The sequence below is a fragment of the Streptomyces macrosporus genome (genome assembly GCF_039533145.1).
GTDB lineage: Bacteria > Actinomycetota > Actinomycetes > Streptomycetales > Streptomycetaceae > Streptomyces > Streptomyces macrosporus.
In genome coordinates, this window is the sequence record NZ_BAAASZ010000010.1 from 1 (window position 1) to 13,646 (window position 13,646).

At 71.6% G+C, this 13,646-nt stretch carries 9 protein-coding genes and 1 pseudogene; all 10 read left to right on the forward strand.

The window, feature by feature from the left end; translation table 11 throughout:
- A pseudogene (locus ABD335_RS06345) lies at positions 1 to 359 on the forward strand (hypothetical protein); the annotation flags it as partial.
- A 4-nt stretch (positions 360 to 363) separates the two neighbouring features.
- Positions 364 to 1,350: a Pvc16 family protein gene (locus tag ABD335_RS06350; RefSeq protein ID WP_344321104.1), complete on the forward strand. Its 987-nt coding sequence runs from the start codon at positions 364 to 366 to the stop codon at positions 1,348 to 1,350.
- 33 nt (positions 1,351 to 1,383) lie between these two features.
- Positions 1,384 to 3,345, forward strand: a complete 1,962-nt coding sequence (locus ABD335_RS06355) for an ATP-binding protein (RefSeq protein ID WP_344321105.1) — start codon at positions 1,384 to 1,386, stop codon at positions 3,343 to 3,345.
- Positions 3,336 to 3,668 (forward strand): hypothetical protein, encoded by a 333-nt coding sequence (locus tag ABD335_RS06360; protein ID WP_344321106.1) that lies wholly within the window; start codon positions 3,336 to 3,338, stop codon positions 3,666 to 3,668. The genes ABD335_RS06355 and ABD335_RS06360 overlap by 10 nt, the downstream gene beginning before the upstream one ends.
- A complete protein-coding gene (locus tag ABD335_RS06365) occupies positions 3,665 to 10,081 on the forward strand; it encodes an eCIS core domain-containing protein (RefSeq protein ID WP_344321107.1) in 6,417 nt (2,138 codons plus the stop codon). Before ABD335_RS06360 ends, ABD335_RS06365 begins: the two co-directional genes overlap by 4 nt.
- Positions 10,082 to 10,117: 36 nt before the next feature.
- On the forward strand, positions 10,118 to 10,831 hold the full coding sequence (locus ABD335_RS06370; protein WP_344321108.1) for a hypothetical protein: 714 nt from the start codon (positions 10,118 to 10,120) through the stop codon (positions 10,829 to 10,831).
- Positions 10,828 to 11,511, forward strand: a complete 684-nt coding sequence (locus tag ABD335_RS06375; RefSeq protein WP_344321109.1) for a hypothetical protein — start codon at positions 10,828 to 10,830, stop codon at positions 11,509 to 11,511. Before ABD335_RS06370 ends, ABD335_RS06375 begins: the two co-directional genes overlap by 4 nt.
- 8 nt (positions 11,512 to 11,519) lie before the next feature.
- Positions 11,520 to 11,891: a LysM peptidoglycan-binding domain-containing protein gene (locus ABD335_RS06380; RefSeq protein ID WP_344321110.1), complete on the forward strand. Its 372-nt coding sequence runs from the start codon at positions 11,520 to 11,522 to the stop codon at positions 11,889 to 11,891.
- Entirely contained in the window at positions 11,881 to 13,020 is a 1,140-nt protein-coding gene (locus ABD335_RS06385; RefSeq protein ID WP_344321111.1) for a hypothetical protein, read from the forward strand. Before ABD335_RS06380 ends, ABD335_RS06385 begins: the two co-directional genes overlap by 11 nt.
- 78 nt (positions 13,021 to 13,098) lie before the next feature.
- Positions 13,099 to 13,644 carry a phage baseplate assembly protein V gene (locus tag ABD335_RS06390; protein ID WP_344321112.1) on the forward strand — a complete coding sequence of 182 codons (546 nt, stop codon included), beginning with the start codon at positions 13,099 to 13,101 and terminating at the stop codon, positions 13,642 to 13,644.
- The last annotated feature ends 2 nt before the right edge of the window (positions 13,645 to 13,646 follow it).

Genomic DNA, 13,646 nt, shown 5'->3' on the forward strand with positions numbered 1-13,646 from the left:
GGCGCGGCGGGCGGGCGGTCCCGGCGCGCACGGCACCGGAGACCTCCCCCGAGGCGGGGGCGTCCGCGTCTCTCCGCCCGAGCGCGGACGCCGCTCTCCCGCCCCCCGGCACCCTGCGGCCGCGGCCGACCGCCTCCGACGCCTCGGCGGCACGCGAGGCCGCGCGCCCGGCCGGCGGGCGGCGCCGACCGCGCACCGGCGGGCGGACCGTCCACGTGCAGATCGGCCGACTGGAGGTCAACGCCGCGCCTCCGCCCGGCCCCGGCCGCGCCGACGGCGGCGGGCCGCGGCGGCCGACACGGCCCGCACCCACGCTGAGCCTCGCGGACTACCTGGCGAACAGCGAGCGGAGGAACTGAGGGGATGAGCAACGCACTCGCGATCGCCACGGTCACCAAGGCGCTCGCCCTGCTGATCGAGAGCAACCTGCAACCCGAGATCGACATGCACGTGACGGTGAAGACCGAGCGCCCACCGGCGGAGATCACCGACGACCCCACCATCACCGTCTTCCTCTACCAGGTCGCGCCGAACACCTCACAGCGCAACAACGACCTGCCCACGCGCGCCTCGGACGGCACCCTGCTCAGGCGGCCCGCGGCGGCCCTGGACCTCCACTACCTGATCAGCGCCTACGGGAACGAGGCCGAGCTGGTCGGACAGCGACTCATCGGCTGCGTGGTGCGCACCCTCCACGAGATCCCGGTGCTGCCGAAGGACGTGATCGAGACGGCCGCGCAGTTCCCGTACCTGGCGGGCAGCGACCTGGCGGAGGCCGTCCAGAAGGTGCGCTTCGCGCCCATCCAGATGGACGTCGACGAGACCTCGAAGCTGTGGGGGATGCTCCACCAGACGCCGTACTCGCTGTCGGTCGCCTACCAGGGCTCCCTGGTGCTGATCGACGGACGCGAGCGGCCCGTGCCGCCCAAGCCCGTGGAGCGGTACACGGTGCGCGTGGCGCCCTTCGGCGCCCCGGGCGCGCCGGAGAGGCCAGGGCTGCCGGGCGCCGCGGACCGGACGGCGCGGGCCTCCGGGGCGGGGGCGCCCGCCGCGGCCGAGCGGGCCTCCGGCGCCGCCGCACGGCAGGTGACCGCCCGGGCGAGCCGGACGAGCGGCATGGCCGCCAAGACGGCCGAACCGGCGCCCGCTTCGGCTTCCGGTTCGGCGCCGTCGGCGGAGACGGGCGCCGCGGCTCCCGCGAGGAGGACGACCGCGGGCAGACGGCGGACCACGGCCAAGTCCACCGCCTCACGGTCCCGCCCGCGCAAGGCGCCCGGCACCTCCGCGTCCGGCGGCGGCACATCGAGCGGCGGGGGCGGCAAGGGCGGCAAGGACGACGGGGAGGGCTGAGCCGCGGTGACCACGACGGGGGGAGGCGAGCGCATGGACGGCACGTCCGAGGAGACCGACACGGGCACGGGCACGGCCGAGGGGGCGGCGCTGACCGCCGCCATGCGGTCCGTCCTGGCGCGCGTCGACGCCCACGCCGCCCGCGCCCGCCTGGGAACCGGAGGAGCGGAGGAGCCCGCCGACACCCCCGGCACCGCGGACGCCCCCGAACCCGCCGCACTCGACGCGCTCGTCCGGTGCTTCGGGCTGAGCCCCTTCGAACGCGAACTGGTCCTGCTGCTGGCCGCCGCCGAGCTGGAGCCGACCACCAACAGCCGCTGCGCCGCGGCCGGCGGCGACCCGGAGCGGGCGTACCCCACCTTCTCGCTCGCGCTCGCCGCGCTGACCGAGCCCCACTGGAGCGCGCTCACCCCCGTCGCCCCGCTGCGCCGCTGGCGGCTGGTCGAACTCGACGACGAGACCCGGCTGACCACCACCCGCGTCCGCCTGGACGAGCGCATCCTCCACTTCCTCGTCGGCTCCCCGTACCTCGACGCGCGCCTGCACGGCATGCTGACCCGGGCTCCCGTACCGGAGAAGCTGCCGCCCTCGTACGACCGCGCCGCGGACCGGATCGCCGCGCGCTGGACGGAGGCGGAGCCCGGCACCCCGCCGCGGGTGGAGCTCGTCGGCGGCGACCGGCGCAGCCGCCACGACATCGCCGCCACCGCCGCCCACCGCACCGGGCTGGGCCTCTACGTCCTGAGGGCCGAGGACCTGCCCACCGACCACACCGAACGCGACCGGCTCACCCGGCTCTGGCAGCGCGAGGCGATCCTGCTGCCGGCCGCGCTCCTGCTGGAGATCGGCGACCCGGACCGCGAACAGAGCGCCGCGGCGGACGCCCTCGCCGCCGCCACCGCCGTGCCGCTGGTGGTCTCCGGCGCCGACCCCCGAAGCACCGAGGAGGCCGAGCGCGTCACCGTGCCGGCGCTGGGCGACGAGGAGCAGTTCGCCCTGTGGGCCGACGCCCTCGCCGGTGTACCGGGCATCGAAGGGAGGCAACTGCGCGGACTGGTCGCGCAGTTCACACTGCCGCCGCACGTCGTCCACGCCGCCGCGGCCACCGTGCGCCGCGGGGCCGGGGAAGGAACGGACGCCTCCGAGCTGGTCTGGCGGGCCGGACTGGCCGAGGCCCGCATCGGCCTGGACGAACTGGGCCGCCGCATCGAGCCGGAGGCCGGCTGGGACGATCTGGTCCTCCCCGAACGCCAGGCGCGCGTCCTGCGCGAGATCGTCGCCCACGTACGGCAGCGCGGCACCGTCCACCAGGAGTGGGGCTTCGCCCGCACCCTGCGTCGCGGCCTGGGCGTCACGGCCCTGTTCGCGGGGGGCTCCGGCACCGGCAAGACGCTGGCCGCCGAGGTGATGGCCCGCGAACTGGGGCTCGACCTGTTCGTCATCGACCTGTCGCAGGTGGTCTCCAAGTACATCGGCGAGACCGAGAAGAACCTGCGCAAGGTCTTCGACGCGGCCGAACGCGGCGGCGCCCTGCTGCTGTTCGACGAGGCCGACGCCCTGTTCGGCAAGCGCAGCGAGGTCAAGGACAGCCACGACCGCTACGCCAACCTCGAAGTCTCCTACCTGCTGATGCGGATGGAGGCGTACCGGGGCCTGGCGATCCTCACCACCAACATGAAGAAGGCCCTCGACACGGCCTTCCTGCGTCGCATCCGCTTCGTCGTCGACTTCCCCTTCCCGGGCGAGGCCGAACGCGCCGAGATCTGGCGCCGGGTGCTGCCCGAACGCGCCCCGACCAAGGGCGTCGACCCCGAGCGGCTGGCGCAACTGACGGTCGCGGGCGGCTCGATCCGCAACATCGCGCTCTCCGCCGCCTTCCTGGCCGCGGAGGAGGGCGACGCGTTGCAGATGAGGCACATGCTCGCCGCGGCGCGCACCGAGTACCTGAAGCTGGAACGCTCCCTGACGCCCTCGGAGGTCCGCGGATGGGTCTGAACGAGGCACCGCGCGACACGACGCGCGACACGACGGTCCGGGTGGACATCGGCGAGCTGGTGCTCGACGGTTTCGACGCCCGGATGGACCCCGAGCGGGTCACGGCGGCGTTCACGGCCGAGCTGACCCGGCTGGTGCGCGAGCGCGGCGTACCGCTCGCGGCGGACGGCGAGGGACACGCGCTGGAAACGCTGTCGGGTCTGCCGCCGCTGCCCGCCACCACCTCCCCGGCCCGTCTCGGCGAGGCGCTCGCGCGCGCGGTCCACGCGGGGCTGTCGGGGCGCGGCGAGTCGGGTCCCGCGGACGGTGGGAGGCGCCGATGAGCTCGCGCACCGCGTCACAGGACCCCCGCTCCACCCGGGACGCCCAGCGCCGCAAGCGCAAGGAGCGCTCGGCCAAGTCCCCCGTGCCGGAGCCGAAGGACATCGTCGGCGGCGCCGGCCAACCGCTCGACCCGAGCGTCCGCCGCGAACTGGAGGAGCGGCTCGGCCACGACCTCGGCCGCGTACGCCTCCACATCGACCGGGACGCCGCCGCCCTCACCGACATGCTCGGCGCGGACGCCGTCGCCGTCGGCCAGGACGTCTTCTTCCGCGAGGGCGCCTACCGTCCGCACACGGCCGACGGCATGCGCCTGCTCGCCCACGAACTGCTCCACACCGTCCAGAACCCCGAGGGCCTGGGCGCCCTCCGCGTCGGCCGCGACCTGGGCGCGGTGAGCCTGCCGCAGCAGGCGGTGGAGCGCGAGGCGGAGACGGCGGCGCAGGAGTCCGCACGCGAGGGCGAACCGGCCGCGGCGGCCGAGCGCGTCGAGGAGGGGCGGGCCACCCCGGGCTGGCTCCGCTACGCCACGGTCGACGCCGACCGCCGGCGGCTGGAACTGGTCGACCCGGCGACGCTGACGGACCGCCTGGCCAACGGCGTCCTGCGCTCGCTGCGCGGCGACCCGGAGGACCGCTCCAAGCGTGTGCGCACACACCTCGCCCGCTTCTCGGACCGGATGCGGGAAGCCGTTCTCGACAGGCTGGAACCGCGGCTGCTCTCCTCGGAGTTCGACCGGTTGATCGAACTGGTCGAGGAGGTCGAGGAGAGCGGACTGCCGGAACCGGGCGCCCTCGACGCCCCCGAGGCCGTCCCGGACGTCACGGAACGGCCGGCGGACGAACGGGAGGACGAACGCCCCCGCGACGATCGACGGACGGACGAGGAGCAGCGGGGCGAGGAACGGCCTCCCCGAGAGGAGGAGGCCGCGCCGGAGCCGCCGGATCGGCGACAGGACCGCGAGAACGGCGGCGCGGCACGGCCCGGAGCACGGCGACCCGCCGGGGGCCCGGGACGGCCCGCGGCGGACACGCGGACGTCGGAACCGAGCGGCGGACGGGACACGGCGGCCGGGGGCGGGGCCGCCCGGCCCCGGCAGACCCCACCATCCGCGCAGTCCGGGCAACAGGCCCGGAACGGCACCGGTGACCGCGCCGAGAGCCCCGACGTCGGCGGCGCCCCGGCGGCGAGCAAGGAGGAGTCCGCGGCGAAGAACCGCCCCGGAGCGGTGGAACCCCTGGTCACGGGGCAGCGGCCGGAACAGGCGGACAAGCGCGGGAAGGACGACGACAAGCGGGCCGGCGTGGAACCCGGTCCGCTGCTGAGGACCGCCGACCCCGGCGGCCGCAGCACGCTCGCGGAGAAGCGCCCCCAGGACGAGGCGGCACTCGCGGAGGACGAGCCGATCGGTCCGGAATCCGGCCCGGACGGCGAACTCGGGGCGCTCGACGGCGTGGAGGACGAACGGGCCGCCGACCGGGACAGCGCCTGGAACATCGAGCTCAAGCCCGAGGACTTCCTCCCCGGCACCGACCTCGACGTCTCCGGGGTGCCGACCGCCGACGAGATCGTGCCCGGCTCGGCCCCGGGCCGGCGGATGCCGAGCTTCCCCGAGCCGCCCGTCACCAAGGCGGAGCAGGTGCAGGCCCGACGTGACCAGGAGGACGAGGAGGAGGCCGCGTCGGAGGACGGCGAACCCGCCGAGTCGGCGCCCGCCGACGGCGCCGCCTCCGACTCCCCGGCCGCCCGTACCGAGGCGGAGAACCGGACACCGCGCGACCTCCGCACCGGGACGTCGGTCGAGCAGGAGGTCGGCTCGCGGCCCTCGTCCTCCGACACCGCCGCCGACCGCGTCGACGCGCCCGAGCCCGAGCCCGCGGCGGGCGACGGCGCGCGGCGGGAGGAGCGGCAGGCCGCACCGGAGGAGGCCGCGGAAAGCACCCCGGAAAACGCCCCGGAAGACACCGCCACCGACCGGGCGGCGGACCGGGAGCCGGAGACGGCCGGCACGGGCACCTCGGAGGGACGGGCACCGGCGTCCGGGGCCTCCGGCCCGTCCGGAACCGCCCCCGCCGACACCGCTCCCGCGTCCCCGTCCCCGGCGCCGAGCGCGGACACCTCCGGCCCGTCCCGGCAACCGGGCGGCGACACGGACACGGCCGGACCGGGACCGGCGACGGACATCCCGGCCGAGGCGTCCCCGGCCCGGGACACCCATGTCTCGGGCGCGGGAAGCCGGAACGACTCCACCGCCGGGAGCGGACCGGAAGGGGGGACGGGGTCCCGGCAGCGGCAGGGGGAACCGGCCTCCGCGCCCGCTCCCCGGCCCGCGTCCGCTCCCACGCCGTCGTCCGGCTCCCGCCCCTCACGCTCCGTCAAGGGCGGCGGCGGCACCCGGAGCGCCTCGGGAAGCGGCGGAGGGGGAGGCGGCGCACGTCCCGCCGCCTCGTCGCCGCCGAAGAACGAGCCGCCCGCCCCCAACCTCTCGCAGGTGACCCCGGAAGCCGGGCTGTCCACCGCGGCGAGGCTCAAACCGCACCGCGCCCTCGAAGCGCTCGGCGGGGTGAACGGCGCGGTCGACAGGACCGTCGGCGACGAGCACCGGACGCTCCAGGACGCGCCGCCGACGATGGAACGGCCCGCCGGCGCGCCGCAGACCCTCCACGGAGCGCCGAAGACCTCGGCCCCGGGGCGGTACTCCGGCGACCCGGCCGCCCAGGTCGACGCCCCGGAGAAGGAGAAGGCCGAGGTCACGGGCGACAAGGCCCCGGAGGGCGAGATCCCCGGGGAGAACATCGAGGAACCCGGCACCCTCCAGGGCCTGCTGGCGGGCGGAGCCCAACTCGTCGTGGGGGCGATCAACGGCGTCGCCGACTTCTTGGGGGCCGACGAGGACGTCATCGACTCCGAGGCCGTGACCCGGTGGATTCTCGACCTGCCCACCGAGGACGAGATGCTCGCCCAGGCGAACGTCGGCACGGCACCCGGAGTCGGCCTCCAGGGCGAGACGAACGGGCGCGCCGACGAGCAGGGCGGTGAACTCGACGGCAAGGGCAGGGAACTCCACGCGTCCGGCCGCGACGACGCCGGGCGTCCCCTGGGCGAGGACCAGATCTACCCCGACGTGCCCGGGGAGACGCTGAAGGCGAAGGTCCCGGGCGCCAAGGGACAGGGCGGTCCCGGCGGGGGCGGCGCCCCGTCCGTGGGCGGACGCATCCCACCGGAGGCCGTGTCCGCGGTGGCGGAACACGAGCGCGGACCGCAGATCCAGGCCGCGTTCGCCGACGGACAGAAGCAGATGTCCGACAAGCGGCAGGCCAAGGACCGGGACTTCCGGGAGTCCCAGGAGCGCCACCGGCAGCAGGTCCGCGGCGAGGTCGAGAGCAACACCCGCACCCAGGCCGCCGAACGCCGGAAGACCAAGGCCGAGGTGGAGGCCTCCCGCGAGCAGTGGCGCAAGGAACAGGACGACGAACTCGACTCCCTCGGCACGAAGAAGACCGAGAAGATCGAGAAGATCCGCAAGGACGTCAAGGACAAGGAGGAGCAGACCGACAAGGACGCCGAGGAGCACCGGAAGAAGAAGCAGGAGGACATCGGCAAGGAGAAGGACAAGGCCGAGAACGACGCCAGGCAGAAGCGCGACACGGCCAAGAACGACTCCGGCAACTGGCTCACCAAGGCGTTCAACTGGATCCGCGACAAGCTCATCGAGCTGAAGAACGCGATCGTCGGCTTCTTCCGAGCCGCCCGCGAGGCGGTCACCAGCCTGATCCGGGACTTCAAGGGCACCGTCATCCGCTGGATCGAGGCGGCCCGACAGTTCATCATCGACAAGTTCAAGGAGTTCACCGAGGCCCTGATCCAGCTGGGCAGGGCCTTCCTCGACGCGATCGTCGAGATCGCGGGCAGGCTGCGCGCCCTCATCATCCGCATCCGAGACGCCGCGATCGCCCTGGTCAACCGGCTCGCAGACGAGCTCAAGCGAATCGTCGGCGAACTCCTCGACCGGATCGGCAAGATCCTCAGCGGCATCCTCGACGCGCTGCGCGAAGGGCTGCGCAGGGCGGTGGAGGCGGTCAAGGGCCTGCTCAAGGGGATCATGGACTTCGCCATGGGCCTGCTCAACGCCCTGGGCGAGTGGGCGATGATCGCGGCCGACATCCTCTCCGACCCGGGGGGCTGGCTCAGCGGCGCCAAGGCATCGGCGGAGGACGGCGCCAAGAACCACCTGTTCCGGGAAGTCACCTCGGCGATCAAGAACTGGTTCAACGAGAAGATCCAGGAGATCCTCGGTCTTCCCAAGGCGATCTTCGACAAGCTGGTCAGCGGAGGCGTCAGCAGGGAGCAGATGGCCAAGGAGGCGTGGGACGCCGCGCTTCCCCAACTCCCGATCATCATCGGCGAGATCGTCGTCACCAAGATCATCGCCAAGCTCATCCCCGGCGCGGGCTGGGTGATGGCGATCATCGACGCGCTCAAGGCCGCCTGGGGCGCGCTGAGCGAGATCCTGCGGGCCTTCGGCGCCTTCATGGACTACCTCAAGGCCGTCAAGGGCGGCAACGCCGGCGTCCTCTTCGCCAAGGCCGTGGCCTCGGGCGTGGTGGCGTTGCTGGAACTGGCCTACCAGGCGCTGCTCAGCGGCATCGGCAAATACGTGAGCAAGGTCGGCGACCGGCTGAAGGGCCTCGCGGCCAACCTCGGGAAGAAGTCCGGCCCCAGGGACGAGAGCCCCAGGAACGAGAGGAAGCCGCAGCCGACGGACCGGCCCCGGGACGACCGGGGGGACCGACCGGACAAGAGGGAAGAGACAGAGAAGGCGCGACAGCAGGTACGCCGGGCGAACGCCGCCATGTCCCGGCGCCCGCGGGCGGCCCGTCCGCCCCGACCGTCCCGCCCGCAACCCCGCCCCACTCGGCGACGCGCCCCGGCCGCGCCGCAGCCCCGCCGCGACACCCGTGGCCCGGAGACGCGCCGCCCCGACGACCGCACGCGCACGGATCAGCCCGACCGCCGCACCCAGGACGCCGACCGGGACCAGGCCCGAACCCCCGCGCGCCGCGAGACGGAGGGCACCAGGCCCACCTCGCGCCCACGCCGCACGTCGCCGGAGAGCCGCGCCGCGAACCGCGCACGGCAGACGGTGAAGGCCGCCCAGAACCGCATCCGCAGGGCCAAGCGGGCCCTCGACCGCAAGGACCGCGACGGCCGCCTCGACCGCTCCCTGGACAACAACGCCCGCCGCATGCGCGACGCCTACCGCCGCCGCCGCGACCTCCTGCGCGACCAGCAGAAGCGCCGCCAGGAGCAGAAGCGCCAACTCCGCGACCAGCGCCGGAAGAAGGAGCAGTCCACATATGCGAAGAACGATCGACTGGACGAGGTCATCCCTCGTATTCGCCGAATCTTGAAGAGCCGACTGGAGCCCGGAATCGAAGAGGGAGCCCATCTTCGGCTTCTTTCCGGGCTTCGAAACTGGTATCGGCTCACCGACCTGGAGAAAGAGGGAGGGGAGGAATTCGAGATCTATGCCACCCTCAACCCCAGACGCAGTGTCATCAGAGGCGTGAACCAGGCGGTGAGGGACTACCTGAAGTTCCACAAGTTGCCGGTTCCGGTGGTCGATCCATTCCCTCTCAACGGGGTCAGGCCGGCTGTGGTCACCAGAGCGATGTACATCAACAAGAAGTATGCCGAAGAATATGGGAGGAAGCCCAGTAATCAGTATACCGAGGGGTGGGACTACCTGACGCAGAACAAGATGGTTCCCGGGGTTCCGCAATGGGATCGCATGCATCTGATACCGCGAGAGGTGGGTGGGGCGGCAAAGACGTCCAACTTCGTCCCCGCCTTGAATTCGGTCAATGCGCCCTTCTATCACGAAATCGAGAAGCATGCGGCAAATGCTTTTGGTCAGAACTCCACCGACAACCCTCCTGCTCTGGGGTGGTACACGGTCAGACTAAAGCGGTACAAGGGGGCAAGTAGTATCACCTATCCGCACGGGAATACGTATCCGGAGGGATTTCCGGAGCATTTGAACGCCGAATGGGGGATGTACCGGAGGAAGGGTAACGGAGGGACTGGCGAGAAGCATTCGGACTGGATCAAAGGCCCTGCGGTGATGAGTAGGTCGTTGAACTTCGCGCCGCCACCGCCGCCAAGTTTTGTCGGTCCTCTTGCGGCGCCGGTGCGGATCAACGTCGCTTCCCGGGCGGATGTCAGGGACGCCCTCGACAGGGCGGGGGTCTCCTACGTGAATGCGGTTATGAAGTTGAGGCCCTTTAAGGACTTTGACGACATGAAGAGGAAGATGGCGGGATTCAGGACGAAGGCCGGGAAGCCCTTGAACAGCTTTGAGGCGACGATGAGGAGACTGCGCCAGCGCGCCCTCTACGGCTACTTCGTTTTCTGAGATCTATATTCCGGTGGGATGGAGGAAGGCCCTCGCATGCAAGGTCTCAAACTCGGTGAGAAGCGACATGCGGAATCGCTCAGGGAAATCTGTCAAAGTCCTTTCTTTGATGTGGAATGCGGTAGTTCGGAGTACTTGGGAAAGGAGCCGTCGGAACTTCTTCCGCTGAGTCGTCACAACAGCAGGTGGGTCGGGGTTGTTTTTGATGAAAATCTTCTGGAGTGTGCACTGAGGTTCACTGATATGAGTGCCCGGTGGGAGACGATCGGCAGGGGCGGAAGTCCTCGGATCCGTGGCGAATTCAACCTGCTCCATCTGGAGGAGGTCCTCGGGCAGCCGGAAGGTCCCGCCGCGTTCCCGGGAGCCACGGAGTTTCAGAGGAGTTTCCTGTCGGAGTTGCGTGTCATCGACCACACGCCGCGGTCCGGGGCGGGAATGCTGACGTACATCAGATTGCAACCGGGTAAGTCTCCGTTGGAAATCTGGTACAGCGACATCGCGGATATCGGGGAAGAACCCTACCCGCCCGGTTTCGTCAAGATGGACATCACCTACTGCCAGTATCTCGATTCGTTGGTCGTCACCAAGGGGACTTACGGCTGGCAGTATCTGTACACAGACGTATCGCTGCGGAGAGGCGGCTTTCAGGAGACGGTGGATTATTTGCAGGGGATGCTTCAAGTGTTCCCGGAGCTTTTCCCTCGCTATGAATATGCACCGTTTCGCGCGCGCTTGGAGGCTCGCTTGTGACCCGGTACGCCGACATTCCCAAGCCCATCCGCTCCGGCATCGTCATCGTCGATCCCGAGCGCGGGACGCCGCAGCGCATCATCGTGCTGCAGTTCAACCCCGACACCCTCGAACGCAGCCTGAGCCCCCAGGCCGCGGGCGGGAGCGGTGACGCCGGGGGCGGGGGGAGCGGGGGAGACCGGAACGAGGCCCTGCGGCTCAAGGGGCCGGCGCAGGAGACGTGGAAGTTCACCGCCGAACTCGACGCCACCGACCAGTTCGAGGTGGCGGCGCCCGACGGCATCCACCCGCAACTCGCCACCCTCGAAATGCTGGTGCAGCCGACGACGGCGCAGCTGCGGGACGCCACGAAGCTGGCCAAGAAGGGCACCATCGAGATCTCGCCGATCGAAATGCCGCTGACCCTGTTCACCTGGGGCAGCAAGCGCGTGATGCCCGTGCGGCTGACCGAGCTGTCCATCAACGAGTCCGCCTTCGACGTGCATCTGAATCCGATACGGGCCTCTTTGAGCATCGGCATGAAGGTGCTGACGGTGAGCGATCTGCCCGCCGGACACCGCGGGGCCGAGCTGTACCTCGCGCACCTCGCGCAGAAGGAACGCCTCGCCGGCACCGCCCGGGCGGGGACCCTCGCGGCGCTCGGGCTCACCGGGGCCGACATCGGAACGGGGAGGGTGTAGTCGCCGCCATGACCGAGTCGTACGAGAGCCCGCTGGACGGAGCGCCGGGGTCGCACCCGTACCCGAGGACGAGTCGCTACCACGACGCCGAGATCGGGGTGCACCGCATGCCCGACGGCACCGAAGTGCGGTACGCCAAGCGGCGGTTGCTGCCCCCGCTGCCCGCGGACCCCGACGAGGACACCGTCGTCCACACCGTGAGCAGCGGCGAGCGTCCCGACCAGCTCGCCCAGCGCTACTTCGGCGACCCCTCCCAGTGGTGGCGGATCGCCGACGCCAACCCCGTCCTCGACCCGCGCGAGCTGACCGCCGAGCCGGGGCGGAAGATCGACATTCCGCTGCCCGGCGGCTACCCCCACGGTGGCGCACATGGCCGATGAGCACGTCGGCGGCGGGCCGATCCACTTCACCCTGCGCATGGGGCCCAAGCTCACCCGTCCCGTGCCCCAGGCGGTGAGCGAGGCGCTGCTGTCCGCGCAGATCACCAGCACCGCGGGCGAACGCTCCGGTTTCCAGTTGGCGTTCGACCTCACCAAGAAGGGCGAGATCACCAGGAACCTCTTACCGGAGGGGTTCTTCGACCCGCGCACCCGCGTCATCGTCACGACGACCGTCAAGGGCACGCCCACCGTCCTCCTCGACGGCCTGATCGTCCGGCAGGAGGTCGGGGCGAGCAACCAGCCCGGCCAGACGACGCTGACCGTCACCGGCGAGGACCTGTCGCTCCTCATGGACCTGGAGGAGCGGACGGACCGCTACCCCAACCTGCCGCCCAGCGACCGCGTCCGGCGCATCCTCGCCAAGTACGCCGACTACGGCATCCACCCGGACGTCAAGAACGAGCAGATCCTCCAACAACCCCGCGCGGAGCGCCGCGTGGACTACCAGACCGGCACGGACCTGGCCTACGTCAACGAACTGGCCCGCGCCAACGGCTACGTCTTCTACCTCGAACCCGGCCCGACCCCGGGCCACTCCATCGCCTACTGGGGACCGCAGCGCCGGGTCGGTCTGCCCCAGCACGCGCTCAACGTCAACATGGACGTCCACTCCACCGTCGACCAGCTCACCTTCGCCTACGACGGTGCCGCCCGCGAGGAGCCGCAGGCCCACTGGCAGGACCCGCGCACGCGCGAGTCGACCCTGATCCCCCAGCCCGACATCAGCCCGCTGCGTCCCCCGCTGGGAAAGCGCGCGAGTCCGGCGCTCAAGCGCCGTCGGCTGTCCGGCACCGCCAAGAAGGACGAGGCGCAGGCCAGGGCCGAGGCCCTCGCGCGGGCCGCGACGTCCGCCGACGCGGTCTCCGGCTCCGGGCACCTCGACGTCAACCGCCACGGCTACGTACTGCGCCCGCGCGAACTCGTCGGGGTGCGCGGCGCGGGCGTGACGTACGACGGCGAGTACTACGTCACCTCCGTCACCCACAACCTCACGCCCGGCTCGTACCAGCAGAACTTCACGCTCTCGCGCGAAGGACTGGTCGCGCGCCGCGACACCGTCCGCCCGTAGGAGCCACCCCGCGGCGGCCCCGGAAGACCGCCACGGAAGACCACAGAGATCGACAGAGATCGACCAGGAGCAGTCCGCATGGCGCCAGCACCGAACAACCGCTTCCTCGGCAAGTTCAGAGGCCGGGTGGCGGACAACGACGATCCGCTGCGGATCGGCCGGATCACCGCCCACGTTCCCGACGTGCTCGGCGACGAGGCGTCGACCTGGGCCATGCCCTGCTTCCCCTTCACGGGCACGCGGGCCGGCCAGTACGTGGTCCCGGCCGAAGGGGCGGGCGTGTGGATCGAGTTCGAGCAGGGCGACCCGAGCTTCCCGATCTGGACGGGCTGCTGGTACGGCGAGGAGCGGGAGCTGCCGGACCACGCCCGTGCCGGGGCCCGGGCGGGCGCCGAGCCGGTGGTGATCGAGACGCGGGGCCACCACAGGATCGTCCTCTCCGACGACCCGGAGACCGGAATCCTGCTCCAGGCGCCGGGCCCCGACGAGAACACGCCGGGTCCGCACATCCGGATCACCCGGGACGGGATCCACATCGACAACGGTCAGGGGGCGTCGATCTCGGTGGCCGGCGACCGGGTCGACGTCAACCGGGGCCGACTGATCGTGCCCACCAAACGCTGACC

Excerpts from the sequence above, each read along its gene's own strand:
- ABD335_RS06350 (WP_344321104.1), top strand. The coding sequence starts at position 364 with ATGAGCAACGCACTCGCGATCGCCACGGTCACCAAGGCGCTCGCCCTG.
- ABD335_RS06355 (WP_344321105.1), top strand. The coding sequence starts at position 1,384 with ATGGACGGCACGTCCGAGGAGACCGACACGGGCACGGGCACGGCCGAG.
- ABD335_RS06360 (WP_344321106.1), top strand. The coding sequence starts at position 3,336 with ATGGGTCTGAACGAGGCACCGCGCGACACGACGCGCGACACGACGGTC.
- ABD335_RS06365 (WP_344321107.1), top strand. The coding sequence starts at position 3,665 with ATGAGCTCGCGCACCGCGTCACAGGACCCCCGCTCCACCCGGGACGCC.
- ABD335_RS06370 (WP_344321108.1), top strand. The coding sequence starts at position 10,118 with ATGCAAGGTCTCAAACTCGGTGAGAAGCGACATGCGGAATCGCTCAGG.
- ABD335_RS06380 (WP_344321110.1), top strand. The coding sequence starts at position 11,520 with ATGACCGAGTCGTACGAGAGCCCGCTGGACGGAGCGCCGGGGTCGCAC.
- ABD335_RS06385 (WP_344321111.1), top strand. The coding sequence starts at position 11,881 with ATGGCCGATGAGCACGTCGGCGGCGGGCCGATCCACTTCACCCTGCGC.
- ABD335_RS06390 (WP_344321112.1), top strand. The coding sequence starts at position 13,099 with ATGGCGCCAGCACCGAACAACCGCTTCCTCGGCAAGTTCAGAGGCCGG.